Origin of the sequence: Tanticharoenia sakaeratensis NBRC 103193 (assembly GCF_000963885.1) — a bacterium.
Taxonomy (GTDB): Bacteria; Pseudomonadota; Alphaproteobacteria; order Acetobacterales; family Acetobacteraceae; genus Tanticharoenia; species Tanticharoenia sakaeratensis.
Genome location: NZ_BALE01000005.1, coordinates 49,470 through 66,521 on the forward strand (window position 1 = coordinate 49,470; position 17,052 = coordinate 66,521).

The window sequence follows — 17,052 nt, forward strand, 5'->3', positions numbered from 1 at the left end:
ACGGCTGATGCAAGTTCTGCCCTTTCTCCGTCTCTGCGCGCACCCCACTAATCACACGTTGATGCACCGGCTCCCCGACGAAGGCGTGCTTGAGGCATCTGTCCAAAGCTGACAGAGACCGCCTGTTCATGTGGATTGTACGCCTCGCACTGGACAGACCCTATACGTTCATCGTCCTGGCCATCCTTCTCGCCATTCTCGGGCCGCTCGCGTTCGTCAGCATGGCGACCGACATTTTCCCGGCGATCTCGATCCCGGTGGTCGGCGTCATCTGGACCTATACGGGCCTGCCGCCGTCGGAGATGGGCGGCCGGATCACCAGCATCTTCGAGCGGTCCTGTCTCGTCGCCGTCAACGATATCGACCACATCGAATCGCAGTCCCTCAACGGTGTGGCCGTCGTCAAACTGTTCTTCCACGAAGGGGCCAACGTCGACCTGTCCATGAGCCAGGTCACGGCCGTGGCCCAGACGATGCTGCGCCAGCTCCCGCCCGGGATCACGCCCCCCTTCGTGCTGGCCTACAACGCCTCCAGCGTACCGATCATCCAGCTCGCATTGTCCAGCCAGACCATTCCCGACCAGGGGCTTTACGATCTGGCCAACAATTTCGTCCGGACCCAGCTCGCAGGCGTTGCCGGGGCGTCGATCCCGTTTCCGTATGGCGGCAAGCAGCGCGAGGTGCAGGTCGATCTCGACCAGAACCGGATGCAGGAGCGAGGCGTCTCGGCGCAGGATGTCGTGAACGCGATCAACGCCCAGAATCTCATCATCCCGTCGGGAACCGAGAAGGTCGGCGAGTTCGAATACAATGTCCGCCTGAACGGAAGCCCCGTCGATGCGGTCGCGGTGAACGACATGCCGATCCGGCAGGCGAGCGGCACGATCCTGTATATCCGCGACGTTGCCCATGTTCGCGATGGTTTCGCGCCCCAGACGAACGTCGTGCGCGTGGACGGACATCATGCGACGCTGATGACCGTCCAGAAGACCGGCAGCGCCTCGACGCTGGACATCATCAGCCAGCTCAAGGCGAAGCTTCCGGCCGTGCGCGATGCCTCGCCCAAGGCGCTCGACATCGCGCTGATCGGCGATCAGTCCCTGTTCGTGAAGGCAGCCATCAACGGGGTCGTGCGCGAAGGCATCATCGCAGCGACCCTGACCGGACTGATGATCCTGCTGTTCCTGGGAAGCTGGCGCAGCACGATCATCATCACGATCTCGATCCCGCTTTCGATCATCTGCGCGATCCTGGGTCTCTATGCGCTCGGCGAGACCATCAACATCATGACGCTGGGCGGTCTCGCACTGGCCGTCGGCATTCTGGTGGACGATGCGACGGTCGCCATCGAAAACATCAACGCCCATCTGGAAAACGGCGAGGAGGTCCGCGATTCGATCCTCAACGGCGCGCAGGAGATCGCGGTCCCCGCGCTGGTTGCGACCCTGTGCATCTGCATTGTCTTCATGCCGATGTTCTTTCTGCAGGGCGTCGCGCGATACCTGTTCGTCCCGCTGGCCGAGGCCATCAGCTTCGCGATGCTCGCCTCCTACGTGCTGTCGCGCACGCTCGTCCCGACGCTCGCCAGCTACTGGCTCAAGCCACACGACAGGAACGCGCATGACACGCCGTCGCGCAATCCGCTCGCCCGGTGGCAGCGCCTGTTCGAGAAGGGCTTCGAGGCAACCCGCACGCGTTACCGGACGCTCCTTGAGCAGGTGATCGCCGGCCGACGGATTGCCCTGCCGGTCGTGTTGGTGGCGCTGGCGGGTTCGCTGGCCCTGTTCCCCTGGCTCGGCAGCGATTTCTTTCCCACCGTCGACAGCGGACAGATCAAGCTGCATATCCGCGCACATGCCGGCATGCGGGCCGAGGAAACCGCAAGGCTGTGCGATCAGGTGGAGGAGGTGGTCCGGCGAACCATTCCAAAGGGCGACGTCGCCAGCATCGTCGACAATATCGGCCTGCCGGTCAGCGGCATCAATCTGACCTACAGTACCTCGGCCCCGACCAGTGCGGCGGATGCCGATATCATGATCACGCTGATCCCGAACCATCATCCGACCGAGGCGGATATCAGGCACCTGCGGGAAGTCCTGCCGCGCGCGTTCCCTGGCGTGACGTTTGCCTTCCTTCCGGCCGACATCGTCACCCAGATCCTGAATTTCGGCGTGCCCGCGCCGATCGACGTCCAGATCAGCGGGTTCAATACGGTGGCGAACAACACATTCGCGCTGAAGCTGCTGACCCGGCTGCAGCATATTCCGGGCATTGCGGATGCGCGCGTCCAGCAATCGTTCGACGAGCCGGAATTCGACGTGCATGTGGACCGCAGCCGCGCACAGGACATCGGCCTGACCCAGCGCGATGTCGCAGGCGCCATGCTCGCCTCGCTCAGCGGCAGTTTCCAGACCAGCCCGGCCTTCTGGCTGGATACGAAAAACGGCGTGTCCTACCCGCTCGTCGCCCAGACACCGCAATATCAGCTCGATTCACTCGACGCTTTGCGCAACATCCCCCTGAGCGGCACAGGCAACGCACGCCAGATCCTCGCATCCGTTGCGACCATCACGCGCGGCGTCGGGCCATCCGTCGAGACGCACTACAACGTGGCACCCGCAATCGACATCTACGCCACGGCCGACGGCCGCGACCTCGGTGCCGTGTCCGCGGATATCACACGCATCATGTCGGCATCCCGGCATGATCTGCCGAAAGGGTCGCACATGGCCCTGCGTGGCCAGGTCGAAACCATGGCCACGTCGTTTCGCGCCCTGTTTCTCGGCCTGGGGGGCGCGACACTGCTGGTATTCCTGCTGATCGTCGTCAATTTCCAGTCCTGGACGGACGCTTTCATCATCATCTGCGCGCTGCCCGCGGCACTGGCCGGGATCGTCTGGATGCTCTTCCTGACGCGCACGCCGCTGAGCGTCCCTGCACTGACGGGTGCGATCATGAGCATCGGCGTGGCGACGGCCAACAGCATTCTCGTCATAAGCTTCGCGCGCGACCACATGGCGCAGGAGCAGACAAGTGCGGCTGCTGCTGCCGTCGAAGCAGGCTTCCGGCGTTTCCGCCCCGTGCTGATGACGGCACTGGCCATGGTGATCGGCATGCTGCCCATGGCGCTCGGTCTGGGGGAGGGGGGTGAGCAGAACGCGCCGCTGGGTCGTGCGGTCATCGGGGGGCTTCTGTTCGCGACGACAGCGACCCTGATCTTCGTGCCGATGGTGTTCACGATGATCCATGGCCGTCGCCAGACCCATGACCGAACCCGCGCGATCGGGGAGGGGGCGGCATGAACAGGATCGTCAAATGGGCGGCGCTGCCGGCAGCCGTGGCCCTTTCGCTGGCGGCCTGGGGCATTGCGGCACGTGTCCACACCGACCATGGGCTTCAGAAAACAGCGGATGATGCCGCCGTGCCGAGTGTCGTGACGGTGCGGGCCCATGCTGCTCCGGCATCGGAAGAGATCGTGCTGCCGGGCAGCGTCAGCCCGGCTTTCGACGCGGCCTTGTATGCGCGCACCAACGGGTATCTGAAGCGGTGGTATGTCGATATCGGCGACCATGTGAAGGCAGGCCAGGTTCTGGCCGAGATCAATTCGCCCGAGATCGACCAGCAGCTTCTTCAGGCACGTGCCGACCTGCTGGCCGCCAAGGCGAACAGCCGCGTTGCCGGCATTCTGGCCCAGCGCGAGCGCGCGCTCGTGCCGGCCAGCGCCGTCTCCCAGCAGGCAAGCGATCAGGCGACGAGCGATGCGTCCGCCCGCGCCGCCAATGTCGCGTCAGGCGAAGCGAATGTGGACCGTCTGGAACAGCTCGTCAGTTTCGAGAAGATCATATCGCCCTATGATGGCGTGGTGACGGCGCGAAACACGGATATCGGTCACCTGATCAATGCCGGCAGCAACAACGGACCTGAACTGTTCGAGGTCGCGGACGTCAGCTGGCTGCGTATCTTCGTGCAGGTGCCGCAGACCGATGCGCCGTTCATTCAGCCCGGTGTCGATGTCACGCTGCATTTTCCCGAATATCCGGGACAGGTCTTTCCTGCGCGCCTGCTCAGCACGGCCCGTGCGCTGGACCCGATGACCCGGACGCTGCGCACGCAGTTGCGGATCGGCAACGACCGTGGCCTGCTGTTCCCCGGTGGCTATGTCGAAGTGCATTTCAAGCTGCACGCGCCCACCCGGGGCGTGCGTGTTCCGGCCAACGCTCTTCTGTTCCGCGCCGAAGGGCTGCGTGTCGCAACGCTTGCACCGGATGGTCGTGTCTCGCTTCGGAGCGTGACCGAGGGGCGTGATTTCGGAACGGAAGTCGAGATCCTCACCGGGGTCAAGGCAGGAGAGACCATCATCATCAACCCGCCTGCGGCCCTGACGGACGGCGATCATGTCAAGGTGCTGGACACGTCGGACAAGAAATGACACCCGCTCTCCGGCTAACCGGTTAGCATCACCGCGCTTAGGGATGCTCAGCGCCCGTGGCGGCTGAACAAGACAGGAGCTGTAAGCCGCCCGAAGCCTGAGGTACCGAATGCGCACGGTCGATGCGCGTCTTCAACGTCTTCCATGGTGTGCCAGGCTTGGGCTGGAAGGCCGGCAAGGGCAGTCGGGATGCCGGTTCGAATGGATGAATGCCCGCATTTTCAGCCTTGCGAAGGCCGCGCCGCCCGGTGAAAACGGCGCGCATGAGTGAAAGAGTTCCCGCCGCCCGACAAGCCAAGGTGCGCCTGCTTGCCGACCAGAAAAATCTCGAGGTTCAACAGGACAGATTCGCGCTCACGGTGCTGGTCGACCGCCTCGAGCGCGCGGCGCGAACCGTCTTGATCGCCCGCCTCACTGTGCTGGCGGAGCGGGATGACCGCTTCGGGATCATCCTCAAGCGTCTTACGCGATAGGCAGCCCTGTCTCCTGCAGGGATGCCAACGCATGACCCGCAGGCTGCGCGGCGCGGTTGTGGAGCATTGCGAGCGTCTCGCCCTCCGTCAGGTGCTTTCGGTGCTCCTCATCGGTCGAGACCAGAACGGCGGCAGCGGCATTGCCGTATGCCAGTGCGTCTTCAATGGTCGCGCCGGCAGCCAACCGAGCCGAAAGCGCACCGACGAAAGCGTCTCCCGCGCCATGCGTGCTGACGAGCTGCACGGCATGGGGTGACAGGGAATACAGTGCATCGCCGCTTCTCGCGACCAGCCCTGCGCCACCTACCGTTACGACAACCGTAGGCGCATATCGGCCAAGGACATCGACGGCCTGCACGGCCGCAGGCAGATCCGATACGATGCCGCCGCCCAGCATTTCCGCCTCGATGGCGTTCACCACGAGGATGTCGATAAAGGGCGCGAGTTCCGGTTCCAGCGTGCGCGCTGGCGCTGCATTCAGGACCACCCTGCATCCGCATTCATGCGCCAGTCTTGCCGCCGCGAGATTGACGCTGGCAGGCACTTCATTCTGCAGCACGACGACGGAGCCCGCCGTGAAAAGTGGCGCTGCATGCGTGATGTCCACCTCGGAAAGCGAAAGATTGGCGCCGGACACGATGATGGCGGCGTAATCGCCATGCTGTTCCGAAATGACGAGGCTGATGCCGCTGCGTTCGTCGGTATCCCGAATGTGGCGTGTATCGACACGGGCGTCCTCGAGATTGCGTCGCAACTGTCGGCCCATGTCATCGCGTCCGATGCAACCGATCATCGTAACACCTGCGATGTGCCGGGCGGCTTCGGCAGCCTGGTTCCCGCCCTTGCCCCCGCATTTGGATTGCCAGCTTTCTCCGGGCAGGGTCTCGCCCAGCACAGGCATCCTGCTGCTGCGCACGATGATGTCGTAATGAAGGCTCCCGACAACGATGACCGACGGCGTCATGATTCATTTCTCACGTTTCGATCGCACGGCTTGCGACGTGCGACGCAGATTGTCCTCGGCGCTCTCGTAATCTTTCTGTGCCAGTGCCGCGAAAATCGCATCGAGAATGTTCAGCTGGGCCACGCGCGCGGCGGCGTTTTCCCCCAGAAGCGGGGAACCGCGCGCCGTCGAACACAGCACGAGTTCGGCGACTTTCGTCAGCGGAGATCCGGCGAAGTTCGTGATGGCGATCGTCGTGGCGCCACTTTCCCGTGCCAGCCTGAGCGCATCGATGACAGCCGTGGTCCGGCCCGAGTGTGAAAACCCGATGGCAATGTCGCCTCGGCCGAGAAGGGACGCGGACATCAGCATCATGTGCGCATCGTCATAGACGGCGCTGCGAACGCCGATGCGCAGGAATTTGTGGCTGACGTCCTTGGCGATCTGGGCGGATCCCCCGACACCATAGAGATCCCGGTTTCTCGCATCGAACAGCGATTGCACCACCCGCTCGAAGATCTTCACGTCAATGATGGCGAGCGTCTCCTGGATCGCCTGAATCGCCGTATTGAAGACTTTCGAGAGGATCTGGACGGAACTGTCGGTGGGACGAACCTCCTGATGGAGCGAGGTGCTGGGCAGGGAATGATATTCGCCAAGACGCGCCCGGCAGTCCCGGAAGCCGGAAAACCCCAGCTTCTTGGCGGTCTTGACGATCATGGCTTCCGACGCATCGGCCGCCGACGAGATGTCCTTCAGTGACGTTTCCGGGCCGAAAGAGGGCTGAAGCAGGGCCTCGACCACTCTTCCTTCCAGCTCCGTCAGCGTCGGCTGCAACATGCGGATCCGGGCGCCGACGGCATAGAGGTCACGCTGCAGCATCAGGCTGTCCCGCGCGTGAAGCGGTCCACGAGCATCGCGGCGATGATGATGATGCCTGTCGCCAGAAGCTGGTAGAAAGCCTGCACGTTCAGGAGCGTCAGGCCGTTGCGCATCGCGCCCAGTACGACCGCCCCCAGCAGGGTGCCGACGATGCTGCCCTTGCCGCCCATGAGGGAGGCGCCGCCGATCGCCGCCGCGGCAATCGCATCAAGCTCCCACAGATTGCCCAGAACCGGCTCTGCCGCGCCCAGCCGGCCGATCAGGATCATGGCGCCGAGAGACGCCGCGAGTCCGGAAATCATGTAGGTCGCGATTTTCGTCCGCACGACGGGAACACCCGCGACCCGTGCGGCCTCCTCGTTGCCACCCACGGCCAGGATATATTCTCCAAGCGGAGTTTTGCTCAGCACACACCACGCTACCAGACTTGCCACCCCTACGATCAGGACCGGTATCGGGAATATACCGATCGACCCATTGAACAGGTGCCGGAAGGACGGCGAAAGCCCCAGGACCGGATTGCCGTTCGTGAAGATCAGGGCCATGGCCCGATACAGGCTCAGTGTTCCGAGTGTGACGATGAACGGTTGCAATCCCGCGACCGCGATGAGCGCGCCGTTGACGAACCCGCACAGGAGCCCCGTCGCAAGGCCGGCCAGCAAGGCGATCGGCAAGGGCATTCCCGAGACCACGAGCGTTGCGGTGATCACGGCCGACAGCGCGGCCGTCGGGCCGACGGACAGGTCGATGCCGCCGGAAATGATGACCAGTGTCATGCCCAGCGCCACGCAGGCATTGATGCTGGACTGCTGGAGGATGTTGATCAGGTTGTGTTGGGTCAGGAAGGAAGGGGCGGACGCCGCGAAGACGGCGCCGATCACCAGCAACCCGATCAGCGTTCCGGCATCACGAAGGTTGATGACAGGCAAGCGTGGCTTGCGAGGCGTCTGCCCCATTGTCAGTGCATGGCCCATGACGCGCTTTCCATTGTCTCCGGGGCGGCCGTGACAGCCGCATGTTGCATGATTGTGTCTTCGGTCAGTTCGTCCCGGCCGAGTTCGGCAGCCAGCCGACCTTCCCGCATGACGAGCACGCGATCGCTCAGTGCCATGATTTCCAGCAGCTCGGACGAGACGACGATGATCGAACGCCCCTGTGCCGCCAGATCGTGCACCAGGCGGTAGATTTCCTGCTTGGCACCGACGTCGATCCCGCGTGTCGGCTCATCGAGCAGCAGGATCTCCGTCTCTGCCAGCAGCCAGCGTGCCAGGATGATCTTCTGCTGGTTGCCGCCGCTGAACAGCCCGATGGGCTTGTCGGGACTCCTTGGTCGCAGCTGAAGTTCGTCGAACAGATGGTCCACCTTCGCACGCACCCGACCCTCGGACCGCCAGCCGAATCTGGCGAAACGCGGCCAGGAGGTGAGGGCCGCATTTGCGAACGCCGAGCGGAGAGGGACGATGCCGTCGCGCTTGCGTTCTTCCGGAACCAGTCCGATCCCGCACTGAATGGCGTCCCGGCTTTTCCCGAATTTCCTCAAGGTGCCGTGGACGTAAATCTCGCCGCTGGACGGCTGGTGCAGGCCGGACAGCAGTTGCATCAGTTCGGTACGGCCCGCGCCGACCAGGCCTGCGACGCCCAGAACCTCTCCACGGTGCAACTCGAAGGAGACGTCCTTGACCTTGTCCGACCATGAGAGCCTATGCGCGCGCAGGACGACGTCGGACAGTGCCGATGAATGATGATCCTGAAGGACGATATCGCGCCCGACCATCATCGACACCAGCTTGCGCTCCGTAGTCTCGGCCAGCGTAACCGCTGCGACGAACTTCCCGTCCCGCAGGACGGTGCCGCGGGAGCAGATGCGCAGAACCTCGTCGAGTTTGTGTGAGACGTAGATGATGGCGACACCGCGCTGTTGCAGGTCGAGGATGATGCCCGCCAGTCGCTCGAATTCCGACGGCATTAGACTGGACGTGGGCTCGTCCATCGCGATGATTTTCGCGTCGAACAGCAGCGCTCGCGCGATCTCGACCAACTGACGGCTGGCGACCTTCAGATCCTTGACCCGCGCCTTCACGTCGATGGTGGGGTCGAGATCCTTGAGGACGATCGCCGCGCGACGCTCCATTTCCTTGCGGTCGAGAAGCACGCCGCTTTTCAGCATCGGATGTCCGAGGAACATGTTCTGGGCGACCGAAAGTTCCGGCACCTGCTGCAATTCCTGATGGATCATCGCGATACCGGCGCTCCGGGCGGCCGCCATGGAATGCGCCTTGAGCGGAACGCCGTCGACTGCGATCGTGCCGTGCTCCGGCTTGACCACGCCTGACAGGATCTTCAGGAGCGTCGACTTGCCCGCACCGTTTTCGCCAAGCAGGGCGTGCACTTCTCCCGGTTGTACGTCGAAGCCGACGTCGTCGAGCACAGTGATGCCGGCATAACGTTTCGTCAGACCTTCCAGCCGAAGCCGGGGCATTCCAAGATGTTCCATGGCCGATGACCTATGTCACTGTCCCGACGTGGCGTCGGCGATCAATGCCTTTTTCTGCGCATCTTCATCAGACGTCTTGTAGCGCGCCATGTTCTCCCTGGTGACGAGCGCCTGCGGCGTCATGATCACGCGGGGAAGCGCCTGGCCTGCGACGAGCCGCTCGGCCGTATCGAGCGCGATCTCGCCTGTCAGCACCGGAAAGCTGTCGACCGTCCCGGTCATTTCTCCCGCCTTGATGGATACATAGGCGTCGTTCGTGCCGTCGGTTCCAAACACATGGACCTGATTGAGAAGGTTGAGCGACTTGACGGCCTCGACCACGCCCAGCGCCATCGTGTCGTTGTTGCAGTAGATGCCGATGATCTTCGGATTGCGCTGGAGAATGTTGACGGCGGCATCATAGGATTGCTGGCGATCCCAGTTGCCCGGAACACTCGCGACGACCTTGAACTTGCCGTTCTTCTGTATGGTCTCGCGGAAGCCCGTGGTCCGCTGGATTGCGGCGAACACGCCAGCCTGTCCCTCGACGATCGCGACCTCGCCGCCGTCCTTGTAGTGCTGGATGAACCAGTTCGCGACGCGTACGCCGTTCTCTTTCTGCACGACGCCGACGAAATGGCCGATATTGCCGACGACGGCATCATCGACGTTCACGACGACGAGCTTGTTCTGAAGGGCTTCGTCGATCGCAGGCTGCAGATTGGCGTCCGTCTGCGGCGAGATCAGCAATCCCTTGTATTGCGGGCCGATCATGTTCTCCATGATGGAGAGCTGGCCCATCTGATCCGACTCGCCCTGAGCCGCCTGGATATCAACGGAGGCATGACTTCTGGTCGCGGCCTTATGATAACCATCGGCGAGCAGGCGCCAGAACTCGTTGGTCAGCGTCTTCAGGACTACGCCATATCGCTGGCCGTTCGCATCCGGCGTCGGACCGAATTTCTTCTCCACGTCGGACCAGCTGACGCGGCTTGTCTCCGTATCCGGATTAAGCGTCGGCAGGTCGGCTGCCATGGATACGGTCGGGAAAAAAGCAAGCGCAACGCCTGCCAACAGAAGTTTACGCATGAAACGCTTCCACAAAAGGCGGACTGCATCTGATTGCCGCCGGGGGAACCTGGTGTTCGAGACGTTCTTGCCTTTCAGGCGAACATCGCGGTCTGCAAAATGGACTGAGCTGTTACGGCATCATGGCGATCGGCCGCGTCCGCCAGCCCGTTGTGACGATCCAGTCGTTCGACGACCTCGATCATGCGCCTGACCGTGCGGATGTTGGTTTCGCATTCCTGCACCGGATCCAGTCCCGTGAGATCCGGGAAGGTGTCGAAGTAAAGCGCCCCCTCGTATCCATCAGACTTGATCTGGCGGAGAAGCTCGATGGTCTGCACGCTGTGTACCGCGCCAACCATGAGACCGTCGTCGCGCTTCGCGTAACCGTCGTTGAGATGAACGCCCAGCAGCTTGCTGTGTTTGCCGACCAAGGCAGCTGCAAAAGCCGGCTGTTCATCGGCATAGAGCACATGTGCCATGTCGAGCGTCACGCCGACATTGGGCAACCCGACATCGCGGATGGCGAGCAGTGTGGTCGCGGCGTCAGGCAGCAGGCTGTAGGCGCGCGGTTCGTTCGGCTTGTATTCGATGCTGATCTGAACGTCCGGATTGTGGGCAGCCACTTCCCGAATACCCGCGATCTCCAGATCCCAGGCTTTCGCGTAATCGACCTGGAACGCGTAGTCGAAGCCGTCCTGTCCGAGCCAGATGGTCATCATGGGCGCGCCGCAGGCGGCCGCGATGTCGATGCCCTGCTTGGTCAGGTCGATGGCGTGGCGGCGCACTGCGGGATCAGGATTGGTGAAGGCCCCGAGTTTCATGGACGGGACGCTGTAATAGCGCATGGCCAGTCCGCTGATCGACAATCCGAGATCCCGGATCTGGGTGGCGAGCCTGATCGGATCCGCACCCACGAAGTGATCCGGGTAGTTCAGGTCCAGAACGGTCAGGCCGTCCACCGTGGAAGCGCGTTCGACCATCTGCAGGACGGTCGGTTTACCGTTCAGATCCTTCCAGAAAAGCGACGGGTTGGAGGCAAACGAGTTCAGACGTGTTGCAAAGGGTAAATCTGAAAGGTTTGTAGGCACACTGGCCTCCTGGTCTCATTACTCTTTCTTAATGCGCTCTATAAAGTAAAGCGACAAGCGGGAAGTCTCTCCATTTCCGTCGGCTGCACGCGTTCGTGATAAAGGCCAGGAAATTGCTTTGTTCGAAGTCACGTAAACAAGTTTGACGGTGAATTCTGAAGCGGACCTGTTGCCAGCCGGCATGACAAGGCAAGGAAATGTAATGTCGTTCTGCTTCACCTGAAGCATAGGATAAGTGATGTCGGCCGGGCGCAGTCTCACAAGCAGTCTCTGGGGATGTTCGCGTCATACCTTCTCGTGGCGCTTCGGGCGGGCTCGGGAGGGTGGTCCTGTTCCGCATGGCTGAAATCAAGGCCACGCCCGGCCGCAGGCCATGGGAAAGCACCATTGTGGGCGCCGTGACGCGGTTCTTCGGCCACGGGTGCATGAACAAAGTCGCATAGCGCGGATGAATGCCTGCCGACGGGACCGGATCTACGCTTCCGGCGCTTCGCGGCCGTAAAGCAGGAGGAGCACCAGAATAACGACGCCGTAGATGATATTTCGTCCGTACTCGGGCATGTCCACCGCCATCAGCACCGAGACAAGGGCAACGAGGCTGATGCTGCCGGCGACCACGCCGATATAGTGGCCCCGGCCGCCGAGAATATAGACACCGCCGATCACGACGGCGGCGATCGACTGGAAAAGGTAGGGATCGCCCATGCCGAGCGCGGCCTGACCGCCGAAGCCGACGAGCGTGATCCCGGCCAGCGCCGAGAAAAATCCCGACAGGGCGTAAAGGCCGATCGTTATCGCCCGCACCGGCAGGCCTGCCAGAAAGCTTGCGCGCGGATTGCTGCCGATCGCATAGGTGGCGCGCCCGAACGTCGTCAGGCTCAGGACCACGGAGACGACGGCGATGACGATTGCCCAGAAGAACAGCACCGCAGGGATCCCGAAGAAGGGATGGTGGACCGCGGCCTGGATAACGGGCGGCGCATAGGCGGCGCAGGAGCTGCAGGTCAGTCCGCCCGTCAGGCCTTCGAGTATTCCGTTCATGGCAAGGGTCATGACGACCGCAGGAACGCCAAGCACGGCCACGCCCACCCCCACCCCATTGAGCGCGCCGATCATGGTTCCCATCGCCAATGTCAGGAGGCCGGCCGGAACAGCCCACGCATTACGGCCAAGCGAACTCGTCACCACAAGGATGGCAGCAGCGTTCAGCACCCAGGGGACGGACAGGTCGATACCGCCGATCAGGATCACGAAAAACTGGCCCGCGGCGACCAGCCCGACGAAAGACGCCACGACGAGCACGGCGCGTATACCCGCGAACGAGCCGAAGCCGGGGCGAACGATCTCGCCGATGGCAAAAAGCGCGATTGCGGCGGCGAAAGCATAAAGCACGCGCCTGCGTTCGGCTGACGCTAGAAACCGCCGGATCCCTGAACTGCTCTGCGGCGTGCTCGCGCCCGAGGGAGGGGGTGTAAGATCGGCGGGATGGGAGGTCTGAAGCGGCGTGGACGTCACATGGCTTTCCGCATGAGGCGACCGACCGAGCCGACAAGTACGACTGCGAGCACGAGAAACAGGCCTTCGTAAAAAGACTGATACAGCGGGTTGATGTGCGCGAAGAACAGGATGTTGACGATCATCGTCGAAATGAACGCGCCAAGGATGGCACCGACGCCGTTGCCGCGCCCGCCGAACAGCGACACGCCGCCCAGCACGGCCGCGACGATCGAAGTCAACGTGTAGGTATTGCCGGTCGTGGCATCGCCCGCGGTCGCACTGGCTGCAAGAAACAGGCCGCTGATGGCGGAAAAGACGCCGCCGAGCACATAGGCCAGAATACGGGCGCGTCGTACGGCGACGCCATTCGCGCTGGCGGCCGTCTCGTCATTGCCGATGGCAAAGACACCCACACCGAGGCTGGAGCGACGAAACGCCCACCACAGCACTCCCACGATGATGACGTAAAGCAAAGACCATGGGCCGGTGATGCTGGCGAAAGCATCAGTGTAGTTCTGCGGTATCTGGCCGCCCGGCTGTGGAAGCACGCGAATGGCGATGCCCTGATAGATCGAGAGCGTCGCAAGGGTCACCAGGATCGGCTGGAGGCGACCGAGTGTCACGAGGAGGCCGTTCACCAGACCGCACGTCGCGCCGATCACGAGCACGACCAGCGACCAGAGGATTTCGCTGCCCAGGCTGTCGCCCAGCTTGACGGCCGCCACGGCGTTGGAGAGATCGACGACGCCTCCGACGGACAGGTCAATCCCGCGTGTTAGCACGACGATCGTCTGCGCGATCGATGCGAACGCAAGAGGCATCGTGGTGTTGACCGTCGATGTCAGCTCGAAATTTCCGGGAAGCCTGTGCTGGGCTGCGACATAGATCACGCAGTAGATGACAAGGCTGAGGATCAGCATGACCACTGCAAGAGCGAGGCCGACGTTCTGGGCAAGCAGAAGCTTCCAGCGCGGGCGGCGAAATGGCCGGCCTGCGACCGTGATGGCAGGATCAGGCGGCATGTGTGCCCCTCCCGGAGGCAGGAGATGTATCGCGAACCGCGGCGGAGACGATCGCCTCGGCGGTAATGGCATTGCCCTCGAGGGCCGCGGCGATGCGTCCTTCCCGCATGACGAGCACGCGGTGAGTCAGATGGGCGAGTTCCTCGGCATCGGACGAATAGAAGAGGATCGCCTTTCCTTCGGCGGCGAGCCGATGAATGAGTGCGTAGATCTCGGCTTTCGTCGAAACATCGACACCGCGCGTCACATCGTAAAGGAGAAGAATGCGCGGCTCGGCCAGCAGCCAGCGACCGAGGAGAACCTTCTGCTGATTGCCGCCAGAAAGCGAGCCTACGGCAATATGGGGACCTGCCGTCTTGATCCTGAGCTGGCGGGAGAGATCGCTGCTGAGGCGCTTTTCCTCCGCCCGGCGAAGAAAACCCATGCGCGAGAGCCGGCCGCGAAGGATCGCAAGCGTCATGTTGTCGCGAACGCTCATGCGCAGAAGAAGCCCCTCCGTCTTGCGATCTTCGGGAACAAGCGCAATGCCGACGCCGCGTTTCATGGCATCATGCGGAGAGCGGATCGAAACCTGTTTTCCGGCAACCGTGATCGTGCCCGAAGTTGCCCGGTCGGCACCGAAAAGCGTGAAGAAGAGTGCGCGATGGCCGTGGCCCGCAAGGCCCCCAACGCCGAGGATTTCACCGGCATGAAGCTGGAGTGAGACATCGTGCAGGTGCGCGGACGCAAGATGGTGGGTCTCGAGCGCGATCGGCGCAGAGGCAGTCAGCGCAGGGACGGGTGGATAAAGCGTCTCGACATGCCGGCCGGTCATGAGCGACACGGCGTCGTCCTCGCTGATGTCCGTAAACGTGCCGACGTCGCCACCGTTGCGAAAAACGGTAATTCGGTCGGCAATCGATCTGACCTCGTTCCATCGGTGCGAGGTGAACACCATGGCCGTTCCGCGTGCCCGCAGGCGGCGTATCTGCTCGAACAGCCAGACGACCTCGCGCTCGACAAGAGACGATGTCGGTTCGTCGAGGAACAGGATATCGGGCTCGTGGGAAATCGCGCGCACGATTTCGACGAGTTGGCGCTCGGACAGGGAAATGTCCTCGACCGCGGCGAGAGGATCGATATGGTCGATGCCCATGCCTGTCAGAAGTTCTTCCGCGCGGCGGCCCATCGCGCGACGATCGATCAGGTGCGTCAGGCGTGAGCGGGGCTCACGCGAGAGGAACAGATTTTCCGCAACGGTAAGGGACGGCAGAAGCGTCAGTTCCTGAAACACTGTCTGAACGCCCACGCGATGGGCGGCCTCCGGTCCGGAAAACGACACGGATGTGCCCCGCAGGCGGATTTCGCCGCTATCGGGCCGGACGCGGCCCCCGAGGACCTTGATCAGCGTCGATTTGCCGGCGCCATTCTCGCCGACCAGCGCATGCACTTCTCCCGGCAGCACGGCAAGGGACGCATTGTGAAGTGCGCGGACACCACCATAGGCGCGACTGAGGCCGATCCCCTCGATGAAGGGCGCGCCGGCCAGTGCCGCGTGGCCTGCATCTGTCATGCTGTGGGCAGCATGACGGAAAGCCTGCCCGGGCAGGCGTCGCCGTTCAGCGCAGCACCCACGCACAGATCGACCAGCGAATTCGGGCCTTTGCCGGCCGTGAAATCATCAAAGAAGCTGTCGGGCTGATCGGGAAAAACGGTTTCGCCAACCTTGACCGTGTCGCTTGTGACGGCCGCGAGCGGAAGCATGATGCTCTTCTTCGGATATTCCTTGCGAAGGATCCGACGCGCGAGTTCGAGCGAAACGACCGATGCGAACGGCGGTGCGCCAATGGATATGCCGTCCACTTTCTGGCCGTTGTAACCGATCATGAACTTGCGAAAGCCGTTCTCACACTCACCGGCGGTGAACGGAAGCGGCGTGCGACCAGCCGCAACGAAGGCCTTGAGCACGCCATCGGTGCCGCCCTGGCACCAGATGCCATCGACCTTCGGCAACGAAGGCAGGATGGCCGCCGTATTGCGCTCCGCAGTCGAGCTGTCCCACATGCCGGTATAGCGATTGACGACCTTGATGCCGGGATGCTGCTTCCATACGGCTTCGGCTGCTTCGTTGCGATCGGTGTCGTCCTGGGTGCCGGCGACGCCGGTGACCATGATGACATTGCCTTGGCCGTTCAGTTTCTTGACGAGCCATTCAGCGAGTTGTCGTCCGAGGTCGGCTTCGGAAATGTTGACGGTGAGGGCGGACGGGGCGGTGACGAGATTGTCGAAGGCAATGACGACGATGCCACGCGCCGTTGCCTGCCGGATGACGCCGTTCAGGCCCGTGGGCGATGCGGCGTCGATCAGGATCGCATCCACCCGTTCGGCAATCAGGTTGGAAATCTGCTGCGTCTGTTTGGAGATATCGTTTCCGGAGTTGAACCAGGTTCCCTGGACTTCGGATTTGTAGGGTTCCATCTGAAGTGCCGCCTTGAAGACGTTTTCCATCTCTAGGCGCCATTTGTTGCCGATGAAGGAATTGGACAGGGCAATCCGGAACGGTGCATCGGCCGCGAACGCGCGCTCCGGTCGCAATGGCAGGACACCAGCAAGCCCTGCACCCAGCAAGCCAGTCGCGCCCGCCTGCAACAGCAGGCGGCGATCGATATTCCGGTTCATGTTTTCTCACCGTTCGTGAACTTCACGTCATGCTGGACAGCATGCAGACGGAAGCTATCGCAAGGAATGTGACGATCCTGGCATTGCGGCGAGTTAATCATATCAAATCCACATGATGTAACATTAACAGGGAGCAACCCCACGTTAATCAATCGCCAACCGGCTCGGTATTGTCTTCTGGGAAGAGCCAGCATGGCGCACCGCCCTCTGCGGATGCGATCCGTGCATTCCATCGTCGATGTCACGCATGACTGTGTGCACGGTGCTGAGGCCGAGAACACGACGTTTATCGACCGTGACCTTTCTTGCGGGTCTGGCGACGCGCCCTGCTCTGACAAGGCATGGCGCAGTTGAGGGCTCATCCATTCCCGATGACATGATGCTGTAGCGATGTGGGCCGCGCCATGCGTGTCGACCAGCGCTTCGGCTTTCGGCATGCCGTTCGGCGGCGCGCGCGTGCACAGTGAGAGATTGACCCTGCTCCGTGGAATGCCCTCGTTTTTGGGTAAGGTCTGT

13 protein-coding genes are annotated in these 17,052 nt (G+C 62.4%); 3 read left to right on the forward strand and 10 right to left on the reverse strand.

The features are described from left to right. Positions 1-128 precede the first annotated feature (128 nt). From B8446_RS02220 to B8446_RS02230, 3 genes are all read left to right on the forward strand, one after another. Positions 129-3,302: an efflux RND transporter permease subunit gene (locus tag B8446_RS02220; RefSeq protein ID WP_048846776.1), complete on the forward strand. Its 3,174-nt coding sequence runs from the start codon at positions 129-131 to the stop codon at positions 3,300-3,302. Continuing rightward, complete coding sequence (locus tag B8446_RS02225; RefSeq protein WP_048846778.1) at positions 3,299-4,429, forward strand: efflux RND transporter periplasmic adaptor subunit; 1,131 nt, start codon at positions 3,299-3,301, stop codon at positions 4,427-4,429. Before B8446_RS02220 ends, B8446_RS02225 begins: the two co-directional genes overlap by 4 nt. Positions 4,430-4,638: 209 nt before the next feature. Then, a complete protein-coding gene (locus tag B8446_RS02230) occupies positions 4,639-4,902 on the forward strand; it encodes a hypothetical protein (RefSeq protein WP_148505809.1) in 264 nt (87 codons plus the stop codon). Here the strand turns inward: B8446_RS02230 and B8446_RS02235 are convergent. From B8446_RS02235 to B8446_RS02280, 10 genes are all read right to left on the reverse strand, one after another. Further along, complete coding sequence (locus tag B8446_RS02235; RefSeq protein WP_084711997.1) at positions 4,892-5,866, reverse strand: ribokinase; 975 nt, start codon at positions 5,864-5,866, stop codon at positions 4,892-4,894. The two genes, B8446_RS02230 and B8446_RS02235, sit on opposite strands and share 11 nt — an antisense overlap. A gap of 3 nt (positions 5,867-5,869) precedes the next feature. Continuing rightward, positions 5,870-6,727 (reverse strand): MurR/RpiR family transcriptional regulator, encoded by an 858-nt coding sequence (locus B8446_RS02240; RefSeq protein WP_048846782.1) that lies wholly within the window; start codon positions 6,725-6,727, stop codon positions 5,870-5,872. Then, the gene (locus B8446_RS02245) at positions 6,727-7,701 is read right to left on the reverse strand and encodes an ABC transporter permease (RefSeq protein WP_048846784.1); all 975 of its coding nucleotides are present in this window, start codon (positions 7,699-7,701) and stop codon (positions 6,727-6,729) included. The genes B8446_RS02240 and B8446_RS02245 overlap by 1 nt, the downstream gene beginning before the upstream one ends. Beyond that, the gene (locus B8446_RS02250; protein ID WP_048846818.1) at positions 7,686-9,206 is read right to left on the reverse strand and encodes a sugar ABC transporter ATP-binding protein; all 1,521 of its coding nucleotides are present in this window, start codon (positions 9,204-9,206) and stop codon (positions 7,686-7,688) included. The genes B8446_RS02245 and B8446_RS02250 overlap by 16 nt, the downstream gene beginning before the upstream one ends. 30 nt (positions 9,207-9,236) lie before the next feature. Next, positions 9,237-10,289, reverse strand: a complete 1,053-nt coding sequence (locus B8446_RS02255) for a sugar ABC transporter substrate-binding protein (protein WP_048846788.1) — start codon at positions 10,287-10,289, stop codon at positions 9,237-9,239. 74 nt (positions 10,290-10,363) lie between these two features. Then, complete coding sequence (locus tag B8446_RS02260) at positions 10,364-11,359, reverse strand: sugar phosphate isomerase/epimerase family protein (RefSeq protein ID WP_048846790.1); 996 nt, start codon at positions 11,357-11,359, stop codon at positions 10,364-10,366. A 474-nt stretch (positions 11,360-11,833) separates the two neighbouring features. Next, positions 11,834-12,874, reverse strand: coding sequence for an ABC transporter permease (locus B8446_RS02265; protein WP_241767593.1), 1,041 nt, complete (start codon positions 12,872-12,874; stop codon positions 11,834-11,836). After that, entirely contained in the window at positions 12,871-13,878 is a 1,008-nt protein-coding gene (locus B8446_RS02270) for an ABC transporter permease (RefSeq protein WP_048846793.1), read from the reverse strand. The genes B8446_RS02265 and B8446_RS02270 overlap by 4 nt, the downstream gene beginning before the upstream one ends. After that, positions 13,868-15,430 (reverse strand): sugar ABC transporter ATP-binding protein, encoded by a 1,563-nt coding sequence (locus B8446_RS02275; protein ID WP_048846795.1) that lies wholly within the window; start codon positions 15,428-15,430, stop codon positions 13,868-13,870. Before B8446_RS02275 ends, B8446_RS02270 begins: the two co-directional genes overlap by 11 nt. Beyond that, positions 15,427-16,536, reverse strand: coding sequence for a sugar ABC transporter substrate-binding protein (locus B8446_RS02280; protein WP_053053636.1), 1,110 nt, complete (start codon positions 16,534-16,536; stop codon positions 15,427-15,429). The genes B8446_RS02275 and B8446_RS02280 overlap by 4 nt, the downstream gene beginning before the upstream one ends. Between the last annotated feature and the right edge of the window lie 516 nt (positions 16,537-17,052).

Coding starts and splice junctions, on each gene's coding strand:
- B8446_RS02220 (WP_048846776.1), top strand. CDS start 129: ATGTGGATTGTACGCCTCGCACTGGACAGACCCTATACGTTCATCGTC.
- B8446_RS02225 (WP_048846778.1), top strand. CDS start 3,299: ATGAACAGGATCGTCAAATGGGCGGCGCTGCCGGCAGCCGTGGCCCTT.
- B8446_RS02230 (WP_148505809.1), top strand. CDS start 4,639: ATGCCCGCATTTTCAGCCTTGCGAAGGCCGCGCCGCCCGGTGAAAACG.
- B8446_RS02235 (WP_084711997.1), bottom strand. CDS start 5,866: ATGACGCCGTCGGTCATCGTTGTCGGGAGCCTTCATTACGACATCATC.
- B8446_RS02240 (WP_048846782.1), bottom strand. CDS start 6,727: ATGCTGCAGCGTGACCTCTATGCCGTCGGCGCCCGGATCCGCATGTTG.
- B8446_RS02245 (WP_048846784.1), bottom strand. CDS start 7,701: ATGGGCCATGCACTGACAATGGGGCAGACGCCTCGCAAGCCACGCTTG.
- B8446_RS02250 (WP_048846818.1), bottom strand. CDS start 9,206: ATGCCCCGGCTTCGGCTGGAAGGTCTGACGAAACGTTATGCCGGCATC.
- B8446_RS02255 (WP_048846788.1), bottom strand. CDS start 10,289: ATGCGTAAACTTCTGTTGGCAGGCGTTGCGCTTGCTTTTTTCCCGACC.
- B8446_RS02270 (WP_048846793.1), bottom strand. CDS start 13,878: ATGCCGCCTGATCCTGCCATCACGGTCGCAGGCCGGCCATTTCGCCGC.
- B8446_RS02275 (WP_048846795.1), bottom strand. CDS start 15,430: ATGACAGATGCAGGCCACGCGGCACTGGCCGGCGCGCCCTTCATCGAG.
- B8446_RS02280 (WP_053053636.1), bottom strand. CDS start 16,536: ATGAACCGGAATATCGATCGCCGCCTGCTGTTGCAGGCGGGCGCGACT.